The organism is Streptomyces cynarae (assembly GCF_025642135.1).
Taxonomy (GTDB): Bacteria; Actinomycetota; Actinomycetes; order Streptomycetales; family Streptomycetaceae; genus Streptomyces; species Streptomyces cynarae.
In genome coordinates this window covers 6,576,105-6,595,088 of the sequence record NZ_CP106793.1, presented here as the reverse complement: position 1 = coordinate 6,595,088, position 18,984 = coordinate 6,576,105, and the positions used below count along the sequence as shown (strand labels likewise).

General features: G+C 69.5%; 19 protein-coding genes and 1 pseudogene. 5 read left to right on the top strand and 15 right to left on the bottom strand.

Annotated elements, in window-relative coordinates; genetic code table 11:
• Positions 1-20: 20 nt before the first annotated feature.
• Positions 21-287 (bottom strand): Sec-independent protein translocase subunit TatA, encoded by a 267-nt coding sequence (gene tatA, locus N8I84_RS29970; RefSeq protein ID WP_263232532.1) that lies wholly within the window; start codon positions 285-287, stop codon positions 21-23.
• Between the two features lie 147 nt (positions 288-434).
• On the opposite strand from tatA, the gene N8I84_RS29965 reads away from it, so the two are divergent.
• Positions 435-1,961, top strand: a complete 1,527-nt coding sequence (locus tag N8I84_RS29965) for an LCP family protein (RefSeq protein WP_263232531.1) — start codon at positions 435-437, stop codon at positions 1,959-1,961.
• Between the two features lie 7 nt (positions 1,962-1,968).
• Here the strand turns inward: N8I84_RS29965 and N8I84_RS29960 are convergent, their stop codons facing one another.
• Positions 1,969-2,643: a lytic transglycosylase domain-containing protein gene (locus tag N8I84_RS29960; RefSeq protein WP_263232530.1), complete on the bottom strand. Its 675-nt coding sequence runs from the start codon at positions 2,641-2,643 to the stop codon at positions 1,969-1,971.
• Positions 2,644-2,829: 186 nt separating this feature from the next.
• Positions 2,830-4,011: a TerD family protein gene (locus tag N8I84_RS42845; protein WP_313884304.1), complete on the bottom strand. Its 1,182-nt coding sequence runs from the start codon at positions 4,009-4,011 to the stop codon at positions 2,830-2,832.
• A gap of 688 nt (positions 4,012-4,699) precedes the next feature.
• Between N8I84_RS42845 and N8I84_RS29950 the strand changes: the two genes are divergently transcribed.
• The 3 genes and pseudogenes from N8I84_RS29950 to N8I84_RS29940 form a co-directional block, all read left to right on the top strand.
• Positions 4,700-5,506, top strand: coding sequence for a hypothetical protein (locus N8I84_RS29950; RefSeq protein ID WP_263232529.1), 807 nt, complete (start codon positions 4,700-4,702; stop codon positions 5,504-5,506).
• A gap of 144 nt (positions 5,507-5,650) precedes the next feature.
• Positions 5,651-6,424: a class F sortase gene (locus N8I84_RS29945; RefSeq protein WP_263232528.1), complete on the top strand. Its 774-nt coding sequence runs from the start codon at positions 5,651-5,653 to the stop codon at positions 6,422-6,424.
• A gap of 2 nt (positions 6,425-6,426) precedes the next feature.
• Positions 6,427-6,742 (top strand): annotated as a pseudogene (locus N8I84_RS29940) (DNA-binding response regulator); the annotation flags it as partial.
• A 130-nt stretch (positions 6,743-6,872) separates the two neighbouring features.
• Here the strand turns inward: N8I84_RS29940 and N8I84_RS29935 are convergent.
• The 8 genes from N8I84_RS29935 to N8I84_RS29900 form a co-directional block, all read right to left on the bottom strand.
• Entirely contained in the window at positions 6,873-7,490 is a 618-nt protein-coding gene (locus N8I84_RS29935) for a VOC family protein (RefSeq protein ID WP_313884303.1), read from the bottom strand.
• A gap of 308 nt (positions 7,491-7,798) precedes the next feature.
• A complete protein-coding gene (locus N8I84_RS29930; protein WP_263232527.1) occupies positions 7,799-8,845 on the bottom strand; it encodes a HEAT repeat domain-containing protein in 1,047 nt (348 codons plus the stop codon).
• On the bottom strand, positions 8,839-9,636 hold the full coding sequence (locus N8I84_RS29925; protein WP_263232526.1) for a HEAT repeat domain-containing protein: 798 nt from the start codon (positions 9,634-9,636) through the stop codon (positions 8,839-8,841). Before N8I84_RS29925 ends, N8I84_RS29930 begins: the two co-directional genes overlap by 7 nt.
• An 88-nt stretch (positions 9,637-9,724) precedes the next feature.
• Positions 9,725-10,408 (bottom strand): lipoyl(octanoyl) transferase LipB, encoded by a 684-nt coding sequence (lipB, locus tag N8I84_RS29920; protein ID WP_263232525.1) that lies wholly within the window; start codon positions 10,406-10,408, stop codon positions 9,725-9,727.
• A 47-nt stretch (positions 10,409-10,455) separates the two neighbouring features.
• Positions 10,456-11,430 (bottom strand): NmrA family NAD(P)-binding protein, encoded by a 975-nt coding sequence (locus N8I84_RS29915; RefSeq protein WP_263232524.1) that lies wholly within the window; start codon positions 11,428-11,430, stop codon positions 10,456-10,458.
• A 335-nt stretch (positions 11,431-11,765) separates the two neighbouring features.
• Complete coding sequence (locus N8I84_RS29910) at positions 11,766-12,797, bottom strand: alpha/beta fold hydrolase (RefSeq protein ID WP_263232523.1); 1,032 nt, start codon at positions 12,795-12,797, stop codon at positions 11,766-11,768.
• Between the two features lie 30 nt (positions 12,798-12,827).
• Positions 12,828-13,529 carry an SDR family oxidoreductase gene (locus N8I84_RS29905; RefSeq protein WP_263232522.1) on the bottom strand — a complete coding sequence of 234 codons (702 nt, stop codon included), beginning with the start codon at positions 13,527-13,529 and terminating at the stop codon, positions 12,828-12,830.
• Positions 13,530-13,863: 334 nt separating this feature from the next.
• Positions 13,864-14,679: an oxidoreductase gene (locus N8I84_RS29900; protein ID WP_263232521.1), complete on the bottom strand. Its 816-nt coding sequence runs from the start codon at positions 14,677-14,679 to the stop codon at positions 13,864-13,866.
• A 272-nt stretch (positions 14,680-14,951) separates the two neighbouring features.
• On the opposite strand from N8I84_RS29900, the gene N8I84_RS29895 reads away from it, so the two are divergent.
• Positions 14,952-15,077 (top strand): hypothetical protein, encoded by a 126-nt coding sequence (locus tag N8I84_RS29895; RefSeq protein WP_263232520.1) that lies wholly within the window; start codon positions 14,952-14,954, stop codon positions 15,075-15,077.
• Positions 15,078-15,326: 249 nt separating this feature from the next.
• On the opposite strand, the gene N8I84_RS29890 is transcribed toward N8I84_RS29895, so the two are convergent.
• From N8I84_RS29890 to N8I84_RS29875, 4 genes are all read right to left on the bottom strand, one after another.
• Entirely contained in the window at positions 15,327-15,896 is a 570-nt protein-coding gene (locus N8I84_RS29890) for a TetR/AcrR family transcriptional regulator (protein WP_263232519.1), read from the bottom strand.
• 199 nt (positions 15,897-16,095) lie between these two features.
• Complete coding sequence (locus N8I84_RS43190; RefSeq protein ID WP_390898961.1) at positions 16,096-16,383, bottom strand: hypothetical protein; 288 nt, start codon at positions 16,381-16,383, stop codon at positions 16,096-16,098.
• Positions 16,384-16,448: 65 nt separating this feature from the next.
• Positions 16,449-16,910 carry a hypothetical protein gene (locus tag N8I84_RS29880; RefSeq protein WP_263232518.1) on the bottom strand — a complete coding sequence of 154 codons (462 nt, stop codon included), beginning with the start codon at positions 16,908-16,910 and terminating at the stop codon, positions 16,449-16,451.
• A gap of 95 nt (positions 16,911-17,005) precedes the next feature.
• A complete protein-coding gene (locus N8I84_RS29875; RefSeq protein ID WP_263232517.1) occupies positions 17,006-18,673 on the bottom strand; it encodes an alpha/beta hydrolase family protein in 1,668 nt (555 codons plus the stop codon).
• Between the last annotated feature and the right edge of the window lie 311 nt (positions 18,674-18,984).

Below are 18,984 nucleotides of genomic sequence, written 5' to 3'. Positions count from 1 at the left end.
CCGGGACGGCGCCCGGGAGTTCAGTTGACCGCGTCGCTCTCCCCCACAGGGCGGGCCGAGGCCGTCTCCCCGGGGGCCGCCTGGATCAGGCGCTGCGCCGACGGCTCGGCCGAGGCGGACCGGGCGGTGTCGCCGTCCTCCTTCATGGCCTTGGCCTCGCTCTTGAGGATGCGCATCGACTTGCCCAGCGCGCGAGCGGTGTCCGGGAGCTTCCTGGAGCCGAACAGCAGGATGATGATGATCGCCACGATCAGCAGATGCCAGGGTTCCAGGCCGTTGCGGAGCATCCCCGCCCACCCCTTCTCTTCTTCGGACCGGGGTGCCCGCCGGGTGCGCGGCACCACCTGAGATTATTGCTACATTGCGCAACTGTACAACCATCAGGTGGGGCCGGTCGTCCCCTCCGTATGAGTCTCACGGATGAGGGCGCAGCCATGCCGACGAGCCGCCAGGCCACCCCGTCCCGCCACCGCCGGGGGAGCGAGCCCCCGAGCCACCGCGGCGGTGCCGCACGGCGCCGCAAGCGGGGCACGCTGCGCATAGCCCTGGCCGTCGCGCTCACCGTCGTGGTACTCGGCACGGCCGGCCTGGGATGGATCTACCTCAAACTGAACGGCGACATCGACACCTTCGACGCCGGGGGGCTGTCCAAGACCCGCCCGGTGGCCGGGGCGTCGAAGGGCGAGAACGTCCTCGTCATCGGCACGGACGCGCGCACCGACGGCAACTCCGCGCTCGGCGGCGGCGACAGCAACGACATAGGCCGCTCCGACACCACCTTCCTGCTGCACATCTACGCCGACCACCGGCACGCCGTCGCCGTCTCGATCCCCCGCGACACACTGGTGACCATCCCGCCGTGCAGACTCCCGGACGGCACGTGGACCAAGGCGCAGCCGAACACGATGTTCAACGCGGCCTATTCGGTCGGGGAGACCGCCAAGGGCAACCCCGCCTGCACCCAGAACACCGTCGAGAGCCTCACCGGGCTGCGCGTCGACCACACGGTCGTCGTCGACTTCAAGGGCTTCGCGGCCCTGACGGACGCGGTCGGCGGGGTGCGGGTGTGCGTGCCGCAGGACGTGTACCAGAACGATCTGAACCCCAACCTCAGCACCCGGGGCGCGCTGTTGTTCAAGAAGGGCGTGCAGACCGTGTCGGGGCAGAAGGCCCTGGACTACGTGCGCATCCGGCACGGCATCGGGGACGGGTCGGACATAGGCCGGATCAAGCGTCAGCAGGCGTTCGTGGCCGGTCTCATCAAGAAGGTGAAGAGCGACGGGCTCACCCCGGCCAACCTGCTGCCGCTCGCCGAAGCCGCCACCAAGTCCTTGACCGTCGATCCCGGACTCGGCTCGGCGAACAAGCTGATCTCCTTCGCGATGTCGCTGAAGGACATCGACCTGCACAACACCAAGTTCGTCACCATCCCCTGGCGGTACGTCGGCGAGCGCGTGGCGATCGTCGAGCCGGACGCGTCGGAGCTGTGGGCCGGGCTCAGGGCGGACCGCACGATCGACGGCAGGAACGCCGCCGGCACGAAGGGCAAGGCCGCCGCCTCCGCCTCACCGAGCCCGAGCGCGGACGTCTCCGGGGCCGGTATCGACGTGGCGGTCTACAACGGCACCACCACCGGCGGCCTGGCCTCCCGCGCCGCGGCCACCCTGACCCGGCACGGCTTCACGGTCACCGGCACCGCCAACGCGAGCAGCCAGGACCACGCCACCACCCTCATCGAGTACGGCGCGGGCCTGAAGACCCGGGCCGAAACGGTCGCCCGGCTCTTCCCCGGCGCACAGCTGGAGCCCCTCACCGGCTCGGGCATCGACGTCGTCCTCGGCCGGACCTACGCCACCGCCGCCCCCTCGGCCTCCCCCACACCCACCGCCCTGCCCTCCTCGGTGGCGGCCGACGCCCGCTCCGCCGACGCCGACCCGTGCTCCGACCTCTCGTACGGGTGACAGAACGCTACGCGCCGACCGCCTGGCCTGCCTTCGTCCAGTTGGCGTGCAGGCGGTCGAGGTAGGAGCGGGCCTGGGTGCCCGGGGTCGCTCCGCGCGCGAAGGCGAGCATGTTGCCCACGCCGGCGTTGTAGCCGAGGGCCAGCAGGTCGTCCTTGGTGTAGGAGGCGGGCCAGGTGGCGGGCAGTTGCGCGGCCAGATCGTGCAGATACCAGGCCGCGGACTCGATGGCCAGGTCCCGGTCGTCGGGCAGTTCCTCCCAGCGACGGCCGGCGAAGTCCCGGCCCTGTTTGACCGCGTCGAAGGTGGCGCGGTGCATGTCGGCGATGCCGAAGGAGGCGTCCGGCTTGTACTTCTGCCAGGCCCGTTCCAGGGCCGGATCGTGCGGTTTGTAGGCCTCGTTGTAGAGGATCGCCATCAGCAGCCGGGCGTCGACCCCCGCCTGGCGGGCCCGGGCCCGGACCTGCGGGGCGTAGTCGGCCGGGTCGTACGCCGACGTGCTCTTCGACGCGGACGGACCCGGAGAGGGCGAGGCGGAGGACGGGGTGGAGGCGGGGGTGGACGCAGCGGCCGGGGGCGGCGCGCTGGACTGCGGGGTGCCGGCGGCACGGACGATGACGTACAGGGCGATGGCCAGCACCAGCACGGGAAGCCACTTGCGCCGTAGCCGGGACTCGGCCATCTCTCACCCCTCTCCCCCTGCTCCTTCGCACCGGGGAACCGGCGGGCACCCGACGTACCGCGTGCCCGGACCGAAACGTACTCCCGCCCCGTCTACACCTGGCGCATCAAGGCCCGTGTGAGCGACAGTCGGTGGCGTGCGCGGGGCGCGAAGCCCGAGGTCCCCTCCGGTTCGCCGCCCGCACCGTCATTCCTCGTAGTAGTTGTTGACCACGACCTCCGGTTCGTCGTCATCGAACGCCTCGTTGAGCAGCGCACCGCCGATCAGTCCGGCAGCGCCCGCACCGATGAGCGCCCCCGTGCCGAAGCGGCGGCCGCCCCCGTGCTGGTGGTGGTCCACGTACTGGTCGGGATGGCCCTGCTGCGGGTAACCCTGCTGCGCGGGCTGCGGATACCCCTGCTGCACGGGCTGCGGGTAGCCCTGCTGAACGGGCTGCGGGTAGCCCTGCTGAACGGGCTGCGGGTAGCCCTGCTGGGGTGGGGTGTAGAACGGCGGCACCGTCGTCTGCACGCGCTGCGCACAGCCGCCGCAGGTCTGGATCTGCCGGGGCACGCCCCACTGCGGCGACCAGGTCACCGTGGTCATGCCGGGGCCGTGGGTCGGGTCGAAGAAGCACGTCACGGGGGAACTCCCTGGGGGTTGCGGCGGCGCGGTGACCGCCTGCGGCTGCGGCTGCGGGGCGGTGGTGGGGGCGGACGGAAACGACGGACCGGTCTTCGCCGCGGACTCCGGGACGGTGACGGGTGGCGCCGGGCTCCCGCTCTCCTTCGGCACGTTCACGCCGTAGTCGGTGGCGATGCCCGCCAGTCCGGAGGCGTAGCCCTGGCCGACGGCGCGGAACTTCCACTCCGCGCCGTGCCGGTACAACTCGCCGAAGACCAGGGCGGTTTCTGCGGACAGACCGGCGGTCGCGAGGTCGTAGCGGGCCAGTTCGGCGCCGCCGTCCTCGTCGACGACCCGGATATGGGCGCTGCCGAGGTCCTCGAAGGCCCGGCCGCGGGCCGGGACGTCGTAGAGCCACACCAAAAAGACGATCTTCGTGACCTCACCCGGGACTCCCAGGAGGTCGACGTGGATCTGCTGGTCGTCCCCGCCGGCCGGGCCGCCGCTGCCGAAGTGGCGGACCGTACCGTCCGGGCTGCTCGGGTTGCCGGAGAAGACGAAGTGCTCGTCTGACGGCACCTTGCCGCTCCGGTCGCACAGCAGTGCGCCGGCATCCGGCTCGTAGGCCGTGCCCGCCTGCCAGCCCACTCCCACCGTCACGGCAGTCAGGCCGGGGGCCTGCTTGCTCAGCGACACGTTGCCGCCCTTGGTCAGGGCCACACCCATCGACGTCCTCCACGGCCAGTCGTCGTCCGCGTCCACCATGATCGACGCTTCCGGACGCCCATCAGTTCCCGGATTGCGCAAGAGACAAAGCAAGCGAGGGGGACCGTCACCCGGGCGGCGCCATGCGGACCCGCCGCGGGAGGACCAGGGGCACGCGCGCCCTCCGCAGGCGAACCGGGGGCGTGCGCGGTCGCCGGCGGCCGACGGGCCTGGAGCGCGGCTCGCCCAGTATGGGCGGGCCCGCCGAGGGAATCCGCCCCGACATCGCCGCCCGGAATCCGCCGCGAGCCGATCGGCGCCATCGCCCCGAAATCGACGGCCCAAGGGTCCTGACGGTGCGTCGCGTGACGCTCGACTCGGGCCCAAGTCGCTTACCCGACAGTCAAATTGGACATACGTCGAACGTACCTTCGCACCCGGAGCGGTCGGCCACCCGGTCGGGCGGAGACCTGATGCCGCGTCATCGGCGGGACGCGTGCGGCACATCGATGTCCGGACGCACGCCCCCCCCGCGTCCATTCGTGGTCGGACTAGTACTGACGGGTGTGCTGCCGACCGGGTTACTTTTCGGCCCGCAGGCACCCGGAGGGAGTACGAGCTAGCTCGCTTGCCGTGTTCTGCGGTGGTGAGAGGCGGTCCTCGGGTTGAAGGTGATCACGTCACCACTGCGATTTCCCGTGCCGGCGTGGTGTCGGCCTTCGTGGTGGCGATGAAAGGACTACCTCTCATGCGAGCGACCCGGACCATGTTCGCCTCCGCGGCGATCGCCGCTGCCGTCGTGTTCTCAGCTCCCGCCGCGTACGCCCTGTCGGCGCCCGAGCTTCGGGCCGCGGACGGCGGTTCCTACGGCGGCGAGGAGCACGGCGGCCACAAGGGCAAGGAGCACGGCCACCACAAGGGCGAGGATTCCAACGACGAGGAGTACGGCGGCAAGAGCGAGGAGTACAAGGGCGAGGAGAACGGCGAGGAGTCCAAGGGCGAGGAGCACGGCGGCAAGAGCGAGGAGTCCAAGGGCGAGGAGCACGGCGGCAAGAGCGAGGAGTACAAGGGCGAGGAGAACGGCGAGGAGTCCAAGGGCGAGGAGCACGGCGGCAAGAGCGAGGGGTACAGGGGCGAGGAAAAGGGCGAGGAGGGCGAGAACGACAAGGGTGGGGAGTCGAAGGGCAAGGAGCACGGGCATTCGAAGGACAAGCCGCGCGGTGGGGTGAAGGCCGGTGGCGGCGCCCTGGCCATGGCCAAGCAGGAGGAGGGCGGCTGGTCGGGCGAGGACGAGCAGTTCTCGCAGGACGACGAGCAGGGCGGCGAGCACGCCCATGGCGGCTCGCAGTCGAAGGGCGACGACGAGGAGGAAGGCGCGAGCGGGAGCGAGGAGCGCGGGTCGAAGAAGCCCCGCGGTGGGGTGAAGGCCGGCGGCGGCGGGCTGGCGGAGTCCGGCAGCGGCCTGGCCGCGGGCTCGGTACTGCTCCTCGGCGGCCTCGGCGCGGGAGCGTACATGCTGCGGCGCCGGGGCGCGTCGAGTGTCGCCGGTGCCTGATCGGCGGGCTCTCGCCGATTGCTGCGCGGTCGCGGCCGCTGTCGCCCTGGGAAGGGTGACGGCGTCCGCGGCTGCGGCGCTTTTGCCGCCGCTGCCGCACCTGAAGTCCGACCCTCGCCCCCGTCGATGAAGAGGCATTGTCCGATGGCCCCCTCGCAGCCCACCCCACCGGATCGGCCGCGGAGCGCCGCGCCCCGCCGTACCGCCGGCCGAGCAATGCTGTGGCCGGCCGTGGCGGTCGGGCTGGGCGTTCTGCTCATCCACAACTCGCTGACCGGCACCCCGGCGGACCCCAAGCCGGCGGCCCCGCCCGCGGTCGCCGTCTCACCCGCCAATCTGGACCCTCCCGTGGACGCCGCTCCGCCCGTGGACGCCGCCCCGCCCGCGGCCGTCACCCCGGTGGCTCCGGGGCCGGACGCGACGGCGAGCCCTCAGAAGCAGGGGCTGCCGCGGTCGGCTCCGAAGCGGATCGAGATCCCGCAGATCGGGGTGGACGCGCCGTTCACGGAACTCTCCCTGGGGGCCTCCGGGCACCTGGACCCGCCGCCGGGCAACAACACCAACCTGGTCGGCTGGTACCGGGGCGGCGCCTCGCCGGGCGAGCGGGGCACGTCGATCGTGGTGGGGCATGTCGACACCAAGACCGGCCCGGCGGTTTTCGTACTGCTGCGCACCCTCAAACCGGGCAGCAAGGTGGACATCACCCGTGCGGACGGCACCGTCGCCAGGTTCAAGGTCGACTCGGTCGAGACCTTCAGCAAGGCCGGTTTCCCGGACAACCGGGTGTACGCCGACGCCCCGACCCCTCAGCTCCGGCTGATCACCTGCGGCGGCGACTACAACCGCAGCGCCCACGACTACGTGGCCAACGTGGTGGTCTTCGCCCATCTCGCCTCGGTCAAGCGCCCCGCGGCATGACCACCGGGCCCGAGATCCTGCCCGCCCTGCTGACCCACCGCCCGGACATCGCCGTACTCGACGTACGGATGCCCCCCGGTTTCCGCGACGAGGGTCTACGGGCGGCCCAGGCCAGGGAGAAGATTCCCGGCCTGCCCATCCTGGTCCTGTCCCAGTACGTCGAGGAGTCCTACGCCGCCGAACTGCTGAGCAGCGGGGACGGGGGACTCGGTTACCTGCTCATAGGACCGCGTGGGGCGCGTCGACGAGTTCCTGCACGCGCTCGAGCGGGTCGCGGCGGGCGGCACCGCTCTCGGCCCCGAGGTCGAGCCCTCACTCAAGGAACTCGGCGCGTGGGCGAAGAAACACCTGCCGGACGGAGCCCCCTGCGGGGAGTAGGGCAAGAGCGGCTGCCTTCGCTCGACCTGCCCCGCGGATGCCGCGGTCCCGGACCGCGGCATCCGCCGGCTCACGAGGGCGGTTCCGTGCCGGCCTGCTCGCTCACCATGTACCGCGCGTACCAGTCCGGCCAGTCCGGGTCCTCCGCACCGATGCGCGCCTCGTGCTCGCCGTGCGCCGCCGCGGCCCGCCGCAGGGCGCCCGCCAGATCCTCGGCCGAGGAGAACCAGGTGGTCGAGGGATCCAGCCGTCCCGGAAGCCGTGTGGTGACCTCCTGCAGGAGCCAGCCGTTGCCGTCCGGGTCACTGAACGAAAGGTAGGAGCCGTAACTGCCGTGTTGCGGATCAGGACCGGGCACCCGGGCGTCGGTGCCGGCGTGGTGGAAGACGCCGCCTGCGTCGTGAAACACATCGCTCGGATCGGCGCCGCGCCGCGCCAGCTCGTCGTGGGCGGTCTCGATGTCGTCGACGACCAGGTGCAGGCCTCGAGCCGAACCCGGGGTCTGATCGGTGACCGATCTGCCGAAGATGACCGACGCCGGCGAACCCGGAGGGGTTACCTGCACCACCCGGAAGTCGCCGTCGGAGGCCATGTCCGCGTCGAGTCTCCAGCCCAGCGCCGTGTAGAAGTCCTTGGCCCGGTCGACGTCGGACACCGGCACGACGACGACCTCGAGTTTCATGTCCATGGATTACGCCTCCCCGTCTCGGAGGGGACACCGCCGACGACCAGGTCCGCGGTGAGGCCGGGATTGGAGGACGCACCCCACGGAACGCGAAACGCGATGCGAGCGCGTCGTCTCAGGCCCGGCACGGCGGCACCCTGACGCCTCGGGCGAACGGGCGGTGCCGTTTTCCAGCGTAGACACGCGTTCGATCAGGCCGCATGTGGACGCTCGCCCACTTCGCCGTCGGCGGAGCAGAGTGGCGGACGGGGCGGTACCGGTCCCGACACCGGCGTGCCGGGCTCGGCCTGATCCAAACGAAAGACCCTGGGTCAAGCGCCTTCAGGCATCTCGTCGCTTCCGTCTTCGGGAGACCGCTCGTCGACGACCGTGACGAAGGCCGAGGCGACGAGGGCGACAGCGCGGTCGTCGTCGTGTGCCAGTTGGCGCAGGACGTCCTGCGCAGCGGTCCCCGGTTGTTCCACCAACGCCTGCGTCAGACGTATCCGCGTCGCGCAGTCCGCGCTGGGCGCGGCGAGTTCGTCGACCAGTGCGGTCATGATCCGGTCAGCGCACCCGAAGTCCTGGGACAGCGTTGCCAGGACTTCCGCCGCTTCGACGTCGTTGGACCCCTCGACCACCATGCCGACGAGTGTCGGCACGGTCGCGGTCACGCCATGCCTGCCCAACGCCAGAGCTGCGTGCCTGCGCACCGTCGAGTCCGGATCCCCGAGCGCGTCCGCAAGCACCGCGGTCACACCCGGAGCCTCGGACATCTCGGCGATCGCCAGCACGGCGCGCCGCCTGATGTCCACGTCCTCCGAGCGCATGCCGGCGGCCAGTGCCGACACGCCGTCGTCGCCCGATCGGGCGAGTGCCCAGCGCAGGGCGCCCGCGACGTTGGGGTCGAGTTCGGCCAGGACCGCCCCGGCCAGCAGCTCGGCGGGAACCGACACCCCCTCCGGCCGGGCCAGCACGGTCTGCTGCCTGCGCGCGGCGCTGGTCGAGTCGAGCCCCTGCATGAGCTCGACGATGCGCAGGACGTCCTGCCAGCCGGCAGGCGCCGACGCATCGATCGCGCGCAGCCGCTCGAGCAGTTCCTGTTCCCGCTCCAAGCGGTCTTCCGTCCACCGGATAAGGTCGCCGACCAGGGCCGACGGGGTGAAGGCCGGGTCCTCCAGGGCGCGCCCGATCTGCTTGAGCGAGAGCCCGAGGGACCGCAGGCTCTCCACGTGGAAGACCCTGCGGACGTCCTCGGCGGAGTACTCGCGGTAGCCGCCGACGGTGCGCCCCGTCGGTCGTACCAACCCGAGGGCGTCGTAGTGCCGGAGCATTCGGGGGCTCACCCCCGAGTGACGGGCCACATCACCGATCAGCATTCCGCGCTCTCCACAGCAGCCTTCGCGGCCTCGGCGGCCTCCCTCGACTCGGTCGGCTCGGTCGGCTCGGTCGGCTCGGTCGGCTGCATGGGCTCGGGGGTCTCCGCCGCGGCGGCTGGTTCCGAGCCGAGGATCATGACTCGCTTCGCCTCGTCGACGGCCGCGTCGAAACCGGTCTCCGGGTCCTGCCGGAGCAGCTCGGTGGCATGAGCGTGCGCGGCCACCACCGGGTCCTGGTCCGCCGCGGCCTTCTCAAGGGCGGCCTTGGTCACATCGCCGAGGTCGACGAGGGCCCGGCTCAGGCTCAGCTGCACATTGCGGTCGCCACGACCGAGTTGCGTGGCCAGTTCGTCGGCCAGTTCCTTCCTCTCGTCCTCGGGCACCAGGACGACCGCGACGCGCCAAGCGGTCCGCGCGACCTCGTCGTCGGTGTCGCGCAGCATGTCGCGCGTGATCCATGCCCACGCCCTCTTGTCGCCGATCTTGGAGAGCGTGTGCAACGCCTGGCTGCGGGCCCGAGTGTGCTCGGAGTCGAGTTCCCGGCGAATCCGGGACAGAGTGATCTCCGGCGAGAGGCGGGTCAGCGCCCAGGACAGCATGTCCCGCACGAAGAAGTCCGGCTCGACCGAGCACCGCTGGACGAGCGTCTCCAGGAAGCCGGGGTCGGGGTTCGAGCCGACCACCAGGGCCGCCTGAAGCCGGACCGACGAGTCCTCGGCGCTCAGGGCGTCGGCCAGGCGGGTGTTCTGCGCAGTTCCGTTTGTCGGGCTGATCGAAACCACCTCCTGCACCCAGGGGACACCTTGTCACCATGTCAAGGTCAAGCCGTCACCGGCGGGTGAGAGGATGCGCCGGGCCCGGAACGGGCCATGTTTTTTTCTAACCCGGTGTCAGGTGTGCGGTGACTGCTCGTGCGACCGTGTCGCGCACCTCGGTATGGGTCGGGGTGGGCAGGCCGCGTTCGGCGGCGAGTTCGGCCAGCGAGGTCATCCGGACGCCGGGCAGGGCACATGCGGTGAAGGTGGTGTAGACGCTCAGGTCGGGGTCGATGTTGAGGGCGAAGCCGTGGCTGGAGACGCTCCCGCTGATGCGCATGCCGATCGAGGCGAGTTTGCGGTGATCGGGGGTCCACACGCCCACCAGGCTCTCCGACCCCGGCGGCGTCTCACGGCGGACCGCTGGGAAGCCGAGGCTGTCCAGTGCGTCGATCAGTGCCTGCTCGACACGGCGGATCAGTCCACGGGGACCGAGCTCGCGCACGTTGAGCACGAGGTAGCCGATGAGCTGGCCGGGACCGTGGTAGGTGGCATGTCCGCCGCGGTCTGTCTGCACCAGGTCGATGGGCGAGGCGGCGTCGGGCAGTTGGTCGTTCGGCGTCCGAGCGGTGTAGGTGATCACCGCAGGGTGCGTGAGCAGGAACAGCCGGTTGGCCGCGAGCCCCTGTTTGCGCTCCTCGACCCAGCCGGCCATGTCCGTCTGCGCCGCCGCGTAGGGCACTTCTCCCAGGTCGACGCGTTCCAACCGCCAGCGGGAGGGTTGTTCCTCCACAGATCCCGGCAACATCACCACTCGTCTCCTCGCTCATGACCGCAGTTCGGCCGCCCAGCGGTTCAGGCGGCCGCCGGCTTCTGGATGCGCGGATGGTTCTCCAGCGCCCACCGCACGGTCTTCGGCGGGTGCCCGAGCAGGGTCTGAAGCTGGTCGGTGACGCCGCGGTACCCGCCGCCGCCGATCAGCCGGGTGAGGGTCTTCATGTGCTCCGCGGTGTGCGGAAACTCGGCCAGGGCAGGGTCCACATAGGTATCGTTCCAGGTTTCGACCTCTTCGGGAACGTAGGTGACCTCGCGTCCCAGCACGGCCCCGAAGTCCTCCGCGAACCCGTGCATGTCCTTCAACTCCGGACCGTTGAGCTCGTAGGACTTCGAGATGTGCGGCGCCGGGTCGGCGAGGATCTTCGCGCACACCTCCGCCACGTCGTGACCCGCGATGGGTGCGAGCCGGTGGCTGCCGAAGGGCAGACGCAGTTCACCGTTGCTCAGCGGACCCAGCGCCAGCCAGGTCATCAGGGGGTTCTCGACGAACATGGCCGCGCGGATGTTGACGGTCGGGAGGCCGGCCCACTCCAGCACCCGTTCGGCGATCCAGTGGGCCCGCTGCTGCGGCGACCAGTCCGCGACGAGTCCGCCGAGCCAGGAACGCCGTTCCTCCTCCGGTGCGGTCATCTTCTCGAACGTCATGAACGACTGCTCGAACTCGGACATGTTGACGAAGACCTCGATGTCGCCCTGGGCCCGCGCCGCCGCGGCCATCAGACTGACGGCGTCGGTGTAGTAAGGCGACAGGCTCATGCTGAAGTAGATGCGCCGCACGCCCTTCATCGCGGCGGTCACGTCGGCGATGGTGAGCAGGTCTCCGACGAAGACCTCGGCCCCGGCCTGGCGGAGCGCCCGCGCTCGTTCGTCGTCCTGCCGTACGAACGCGCGCACGGGGTGCCCTTGTTCAAGCAGCATGTCGACGATCGTTCGGCTCACACCGCCGATATGGCCGGCGGCTCCGGTGATCAGGATGGGATGGCGCTCTGACATCGATGGTTCCTCTGTCTGGTTGGGGTGGTCAGCTGTACGGAAAGCCAGGGGATGTGGCGGGCGATCGTCTTGTGTTGCTCGGGCTGCTCGGGCTGCTCGGGCTGGTTGGGCTGGTTGGGCTGGTTGGGCTTGTTGGATTGCTCGGCTCGCCTGGGGCGTCCACGCCGTCGCTCGGCGCGGTGGCAGGCCAGGGTCTCGGTCGCACTCGTGGAGGTGGCCGTGCCCGCCGGAAGCAGTCGATGACGGCGAAGCCGTTGAGTTCGACGGCCGCCTCGACGCGGGCCTCGGGCCCTCCTCCCGCCGGACCGTGCCGGGCAGGCGGATTCTGCGCAGTGTCATCGGGGCACGGGGCCGTCGATGTGGGCGAGGAAGTCCAGGAGCGCGGCGTTGGTCTCCGTCGGACGCTCCTGCTGCGTCCAGTGCCCGCAGCCCTCGAGCACCACCACGTCGTGCAGTTGCGGGACAGCGCTCAGCGGGTTGCCCGACCCGCCCTCGCCTCGGAGCATGTCGCTCAGCGAGGGGCCCCCGTCCGGGCCGCGCAATGAGGTGACCATGTCGCGGTCTCCCACCACGTACAGCGCGGGGACGTCGATCCCGCGCCCCCGGAAGGCGGCGAGCAGTTCGTTGTTGCGCTCTATGTTCCGGTACCAGTTGAAGGCTCCGGTGAACGCCTGCTCGCCGTGCAGGGCGAAGTCCTCGGCGTACGCCTGGATGTCCTCCTCCGTCAGCCAGGCCGGGAGAGCGGGCGACTTGGGCATGGTGTCCAAGAGACCCATGCCCTCGGGTATGACCAGCGGGCGAGGTTCCCTGCCGTCCGGGTTGTCGCCCGAGGCGGCGATCAGGAGGCGGCGGAAGGATTCCGGGATGTCCTTGGCGAACTCGGCGTCGGCGACTCCCGGCTGCTGGAAGTAGACCTGGTAGAAGCCCTCGCCGTACTGGGTGCGGGTGATCGAGGGCGGGACCATCCCGCCGGGCAGGATCGGCGGAATGCTGAGCCCGGCCACCGCGCGGACCTTGTCGGGGCGCAACATCGCCGCGGTCCAGGCGACGGGTGCGCCCCAGTCGTGGCCCACGAGGATCGCCTGCTCCTCGCCGAGTTCCTCGATCAGGGCGATCACGTCGCCGACCAGGTGCAACAGCGTGTACGAGGTGACGTCCGGCGGCTGCTCGCTGCGGGCGTAGCCGCGCTGGTCCGGGGCGACGACCCGGTAACCGGCCGCCGCCAGCGCCCCGAACTGGTGACGCCAGGAGTACCAGCTCTCCGGCCATCCGTGCAGCAGCAGGACCAGCGGCCCCTGCCCCTGCTCGGCGATGTGCAGCCTGACTCCGTTCACGTCGACGAAGCGGTGGGTGAGCGAACTTTCCATGAGAGGTTCCTTGAAATCGGTAAGTACGTGCTACTTGTTCAACTGCGGGTACAGGGCGTCCAGGTCGGCGGACAGCTGCGACTTGACCCAGCGTGTGAGGTCGTCGGCCAGCACCTCGTGGGCCCCCGCCTCGATGCCGTCGAGGGCGGCCACGGCCACGTCACGGGGGTCGGCCTTGGGTGCCTCGACACCCGCCGCCATGTCGGTGTCCACGTACGCCACGTGGAGTCCGGTCACCGCGATGCCGCGCGGCTGCAACTCCAGACGCAGAGAGTTGGTCTGCGACCACAGGGCGGCCTTGGAGGCGCCGTAGGCCGTGGTGTCGGCCACCCAGGACCGCGCGGAGTGGACGTTGAGAATGTGACCACCGCCGTTGCGCTCGATGATCGGCACGAAGGCCCGGGTGACCAGCAGCGGCCCGTAGAAGTTGGTGTCCAGGTCCCGGCGCACGTCCTCCATCGCGGAGTCGAGGTACGAGGCGCGGACCGAGGCGCCGGCGTTGTTGATCAGGACGGTGACGTCCTGGGCCTGCTCGGCGGCGGCCGTCACGGATGCGGGGTCGGTGACCTCCAGAGCCAGCGGAACGGCATCGGGGTGCGTCACCGTGCGCGGGTCCCGGGCCGTGGCGTAGACCTTGCCGGCACCGCGGCCGTAGAGCTCCTCGACCAACATCTTGCCGATGCCCCGGCCGCCTCCGGTGACCAGGACGGTGGCGCCTTCGATTGCTGTCACGACTACCTCCGTGAATTAGGAAACCGATCGGTTTCACCACCGTAAACCGATCGGTTTTTTGGTGCAAGTCAGGTCATAGTTGTTTGAAAGGCATCAGCAGCCATGTGGGAGCTCGGTGCCGCCGGGATGCCCGGCGGCGGCTTTGCGGGCCCAGCCGTGATCGGCGTTCAGGGCGGCGCGCCTTCGGTCGGCGCAGGGGAGAAGCCGTGTGTCCCGGGCTGTCGTCCGGTCCGCAGGGGCCAACGGGCAGGACGTGCCGGCAGTTCTGGATCTCCGCCATGTGCCGCTTCCTGTCCGTCTCCCTCCTGCGGGTGTGCCTGGTTACGGGTAGGCGTCAGCCGGACAGCCGGTTGAGCTTGCGGATCTGCTTGTCGAAGACCCCGGCAGGGGCCAGGCGGCGCAGTGTGCTTGCACGTCCGGCAAGGGATCCGGCGGTGTAGCGCAGCTTCGGCTTCGGGTCGGTCGCCGCCGCGACGATCACCTGGGCGACGACGGCGGGGTCGTCGCCGTCCTTGATCGCTGTTTCCATCATGCGGTCGAAGGTGCGCCGCTGGGCCGCGTAGACCTGCAGGGGCGTGTCGGGACGCGGGCTGTTGGCCTCGAAACCGGTGCTGGTGTAGGCGGGTTCGACGAGAAGCGCCCGGACACCGAACTCGCGGACCTCGTGGTCCAGGGACTCGGAGTAACCCTCGATCGCATGCTTGGACGCGGCGTAGACGGCCATGTACGGCGAGGGAAGGAAGCCGACCACGGAGGACAGGTTGATGATGCGGCCGCGCCCCCGGGCGCGCATGTGCGGCAGGACCGCCCTCACCATGCGCATCACGCCGAAGACGTTGACGTCGAAGACGGCCCGGGCCTGCGCGACGGAGTTCTCCTCGGCCGCGCCCATCAAGCCCGTACCGGCGTTGTTGACCAGGACATCGATCCGCCCGAACCGGTCGACCACCTGATGGACCACGGCACCGACAGACGCGTCGTCGGCCACGTCGAGGTCGAGGAAGGTCACGCCGTCGAGCGGGGTGACGCGGGAGGTGTCGCGGCTTGTGCCGACCACCTCGAATCCCGCTCCGACCAGTGCGAGCGCGGTCTCCTTTCCGATGCCGGATGACGCACCCGTTACGAGTGCTACTGGCCGATGCGTGCTCATCATGGACTCCCGGGCTCACTAGAAACCGATCGGTTTCGCCTACCGTAAACCGATCGGTTTCCAGCGCGCAAGCCCAGCGAATCCCGCCAGGCCGGTACCGGACAGGAGGGGGCGGCAGGGGCAAGCGGCGACAGGGGCAGGAGAAGCGCATCTTCGTTGCCGCGTCGACGCGGGCCAGGGAGGACACCCGGCCGGCTTTCGAGTGGGCGGCCGAAGGCGCGGAGGGTGGCGAGCAGGCCCTCCACGCCACGACAAACGCCTATGCGCGCCTGATGGCGCTGCACCCGGAAACGCTGCCGATGCAGGTGCAGGGATACGCCCTTGTGGCAGCCGCCGAGGCGCCGGGAGACGGCCGGATCGGCGACAACGCCGAGGGCCGCCACACCTGCTCCGTGTGACGGCGAGTTCGTCCGGGCCGGCCGGATGAGGCTCCGGGAAACCGTGCGCCTGCCGCCGGGTGCCGATGCCGACCAGCCACGGCCTTCCTTGCGCACGGCCCGCCGATCAACACCCTTACGACCATCGGGCTTCCCCGGCGATTACCGGGAGGCAAGGCGGTAGGGCTGTCGGACCAGCTCCGGGTGCCATCGGTGGACATCAGCCCCGGGGGCGCATCGGCCGCCGGGCCTGCCCGAAAAGGCGATGTGTCAGCGCACGCCTGCCGCGTCGAGCAGGGTGGCCACCGTGGGGGCGATGAGGCCGGTGAGGTTGTCGGCGCCGATCCCCGCGCGGGCGCTGGCGCCGTCGAAGACCAGGCTGAGCTGCCGGGCCAACAGGTCGGGATCGCTCGCACCGCCCTGCTCGGCCTCGGCCCGGAAGAAAGCCGTCAGGTTTCCCTTGACCCGGTGGGCCACCTGGCTCGCGGGATGACTCTGATCCTTGAGTTCGATCTGCACGGCCAGGTACCGGCAGCCTCGGAACTCGGGCGCGCCCGCCTGCGATTCCACCTGTTCGAAGACGTGCAGGATCCGCTCGCGGGGCGAGCGGCCGTCGTCCGCCGCGGGCAGGAGTGTCGTCACGAAGGCGGAAGCGCGTTGCTCCAGACTCGCTGCCAGCAGCTCGTCCTTGCTCTCGAACAGCTGGTACATGGAGCGCTTGGACACCCCCGCCGCCTTGCACAGCGCCTCGATGCCGATGCCGACGCCGTCCCGGTAGGTGAGCGTGGCCGCCGCCTCCAGGAGCCGCTCTCGGGGGCTTGCCTTCACTTCGGTGCTCATACCGTGAGGTTAACTCGATTCGGGAGAAAAATAAACCGATCGGTTTACGAGGTCGGGACGCTGGCCAGAGGCTCGGCGACGCCCCCCGGGGGAAAGGTACTGTCGCCGAGCCCCGAGGGTGTGCGCCTGCCGCACCCGAGCGCGGCGCACACGGGGCCCACTCCGCACCATGGCCCGTCCGGGGTGGATCGCGGTTCCGCTACGCCGGGGCGGCGGCCGCGCCCACGGTGACCAGGGTCCCCATCGGCGTCCTCGGCCCGGTCGTCCTGGCGCTGCTGCTGAACACCACCTGTCCGCTGATGACGTTCGCGGAGAGCATGCCGCAGACCACCAGGATGAGCGCGTAGTAGAACGGCGTCAGTCCCAGGCCGCTGTGCGAGGCGAGGGGATGGCCGTCCTCGACCGTGACGGCGGCCGGGTCGGCCGGCAGGACGCGCGCCGCGGCGGGCAGCTTCGCCTGCCACGCTCTTGAACCTGCCGGTACCAAGTCACCTCCGTGCCCCTGCACGGGAGCAGCATCGATGGTGTCCGCCAAGGTGGAAGAAGCTCAGCTCAGAATTGCTGCTGCTTGGCTTCCGGGGGGAGGAAGCAAGGGGTGGAGACGGAGAGCCGGAGAGTGCCGGGAGGGTTTACCGAGTCCGCGATGAGCGAGTAGCCCTCACTGTCGCTTCTCCCGTACATGATGGCTTCAGGCGTTGTCGGGCGCTCGGTGTAACTGGTGATGCGGACCCCGTGCTGCTCAAGCGCTTGACGAAGCTTGCGGATGGCGGGGATGTGCCGCTCTTCGGGGAGCGTGGCATAGCTGGTGTAGGTGAGCGTGTACCGCCCGTCCTCGGCCACTTCGTCCTTCCGGCCCACGCAGGTGTCGAAGCGCTTCCTCGGCGCGGGATCGCCGGAGATCTCAACATCGGCATATCGCGCCATGGTCGAGGTGTACTCCTTGGCCCATGCCAGAGATTCCGCCCTGCTCTTGCGAGGGAGGGGTTTGTTGATGTCGTCGGTCTGCCGGGACATGCAGGCTCCGGTGAAGAGAGTGGTCGTGATTGCCAGGACGGCTATGAGGGCGCGTTTGTGAAGCATCGTTCTCGCTTTTGAATAGCGGGGCTTGATCACAGGTGTCCTGGTGGTTGAGCCGGCATCGAGGGGGGAGGACTGTATGCGCTCGGCTGACGGCCGGCGATGATCCGGCCTTGGTTTGCCAGGCTTTCGCTCATGCCTTCACTGTTTTCATCCCAGTAGCCGCTGTGGCCACTGGTGTCGGTTTCGAACCGTGTAGCGCCGAAGTAGTCGGAAGTCACGTTATGACCGACGCTCAGGTCTTGAGCATCTCTGACAGGGTCGTCTTCAGCCAGACCTACATAGACATGGCTCGGGTCGATATTGAGCTCTTCAGCTCTGTCCACGGTCATGCCGGGGCTGCCGACAACAGCAATATTGTCCGCGTCCAAACCGTCGTCTCCGGCTGCTGCTGCACCTACAGCGGTGGATCCGTAGCTGTGGCCCAGCACAGTGAGGTTTGCCCTCTCGCCTTCATGGGAGGCACGTAGGCCGTGGGTGAAGACCCTCAGGTCCTGGGCGCCATCCTCGGCTCGGCCTGGGCCGGCGACATCAAGGTTGTTGGCCTCGCTGATCGGAACCTCAGGGGCGTCGTAGCCCAACCAGTACACCATTGCGGTATCCGCCGTAGGATCTGCTTCCCCAGCCGAATCCTGCAGCTTGCTGACGCGCTCCAATTGCCCACGTGTGGAGTCCATCGTTGTTCCGGTGCCCGGGACTTGGACACCGACATTGTCGGCGGTGTCCGGGTTGCCCATGGCTATGATGGCCCGTCCGTCGTCCTTTGAGTCGTAGCCCAGGAGGTACAACTCCTTACCCTTGGGCGCGGCGTCCGCGGCTTCGAGCTGGTCGTTGAGCACCTGGAGGTTGTGCAGGCGCCTGCTGACTGTTTCGTCACTCTCTCCCGGGAACCCTTCGTCCCAGTTGCCTTCCTGGGTCAGATTGAGTTCCTGGGCGAGGGCCGTACGGTTGGCGTCGTCGCGTACATCCGACGGCAGACCGTCGGTCGCTCCGATCTCCTTCGGATAGAGCGTGGTGTAGGCCTGACGCTCCTCGGGGCTGAGGGCCTTCCACCACTCCGCGGCGGCCTTCGGGTCGTCCTCGGGGATCTGCGGGGCCTGGACACCCACGGCCTTCATCGCTTTCTTGACGTCCTGGTCGGATTCCGCCGCCGCGTCATGGTTGAACGGATCGGTGAGGATGTCACCGTTCAGCTCCGCAAGGGCCTTCGCGCCGTCATCGCTTGCCTTGTGCGCGGCGGCCAGGGCCTCGTCGATGGCCGCGCGGTGCTCCCCGAGCAGGGCGCTGCGGTCCGCGATGATCTGCTGCGCATCGGGGTCCTGACGTGGCAGGTCCGTGGTTGTCGGATCACTGACCCAGCCGTCGCTGTCGACCTCGAAGTGGTCCTCCTCCGCACGCCGCACCGCATTGCGCAGGTCGGTCTGGGACTGCTCCATCCAGAACCGTGTGGTGTCGATGACCTCGGCGATGGCCATGGCCTCCGTCTCGACCACACCGATCCGCAATTCGACGTCCTCCAGATAGAAGAGGGCCGCGTCGGCGTCGTCACCCTTCCAGGACTGGTGCAGTGGTCCGGTCACCTGCCGACGGTGGCGGTCGGTGAGGGAGTCCATGGTCGTGGACAGGTTGCGCCAGACCTTGGCAGCGGCTTCCAGGTCGGAGAAGTCCTGTTTCATCAGCCGGGAGAAGTCAGAAGCCACGTCGGCTCCCGGCCGGCCGGCCCGAATGCCCTTCAGGGCACGGCACGTCCACCCAAGTGGACATAAGGCAACCCCCGTTGCTACTGCTCACTCATGAGTTCGAGGCGCACAGCCTAGCCGAAGCCTTCTCCTCACAAGGCCCGGACTCGATCTTCATCTCCGGCCGACGACGCACAGCGGCAACCGCCACCCCGGCTCACCATGACGTCGGAACGCTCCCGTGCCCCCGGTTCGCTCAGCAGCGCTTCCAAGTAGTGGTCCAACACGGGGTATTCGGCGCCGCGACCTGTCAGCGGCCGACGGCAGGCGAT

Coding starts and splice junctions, on each gene's coding strand:
- N8I84_RS29900 (WP_263232521.1), bottom strand. CDS start 14,679: ATGAGCACGCATCGGCCAGTAGCACTCGTAACGGGTGCGTCATCCGGC.
- N8I84_RS29890 (WP_263232519.1), bottom strand. CDS start 15,896: ATGAGCACCGAAGTGAAGGCAAGCCCCCGAGAGCGGCTCCTGGAGGCG.
- N8I84_RS29960 (WP_263232530.1), bottom strand. CDS start 2,643: ATGGCCGAGTCCCGGCTACGGCGCAAGTGGCTTCCCGTGCTGGTGCTG.
- N8I84_RS29950 (WP_263232529.1), top strand. CDS start 4,700: ATGCGAGCGACCCGGACCATGTTCGCCTCCGCGGCGATCGCCGCTGCC.
- lipB (WP_263232525.1), bottom strand. CDS start 10,408: ATGTTGCCGGGATCTGTGGAGGAACAACCCTCCCGCTGGCGGTTGGAA.
- N8I84_RS29945 (WP_263232528.1), top strand. CDS start 5,651: ATGGCCCCCTCGCAGCCCACCCCACCGGATCGGCCGCGGAGCGCCGCG.
- N8I84_RS29935 (WP_313884303.1), bottom strand. CDS start 7,490: ATGGACATGAAACTCGAGGTCGTCGTCGTGCCGGTGTCCGACGTCGAC.
- N8I84_RS29930 (WP_263232527.1), bottom strand. CDS start 8,845: ATGCTGATCGGTGATGTGGCCCGTCACTCGGGGGTGAGCCCCCGAATG.
- N8I84_RS29895 (WP_263232520.1), top strand. CDS start 14,952: ATGGCGCTGCACCCGGAAACGCTGCCGATGCAGGTGCAGGGATACGCC.
- N8I84_RS29880 (WP_263232518.1), bottom strand. CDS start 16,910: ATGTCCCGGCAGACCGACGACATCAACAAACCCCTCCCTCGCAAGAGC.
- N8I84_RS29915 (WP_263232524.1), bottom strand. CDS start 11,430: ATGTCAGAGCGCCATCCCATCCTGATCACCGGAGCCGCCGGCCATATC.
- N8I84_RS29910 (WP_263232523.1), bottom strand. CDS start 12,797: ATGGAAAGTTCGCTCACCCACCGCTTCGTCGACGTGAACGGAGTCAGG.
- N8I84_RS29965 (WP_263232531.1), top strand. CDS start 435: ATGCCGACGAGCCGCCAGGCCACCCCGTCCCGCCACCGCCGGGGGAGC.
- tatA (WP_263232532.1), bottom strand. CDS start 287: ATGCTCCGCAACGGCCTGGAACCCTGGCATCTGCTGATCGTGGCGATC.
- N8I84_RS42845 (WP_313884304.1), bottom strand. CDS start 4,011: ATGGTGGACGCGGACGACGACTGGCCGTGGAGGACGTCGATGGGTGTG.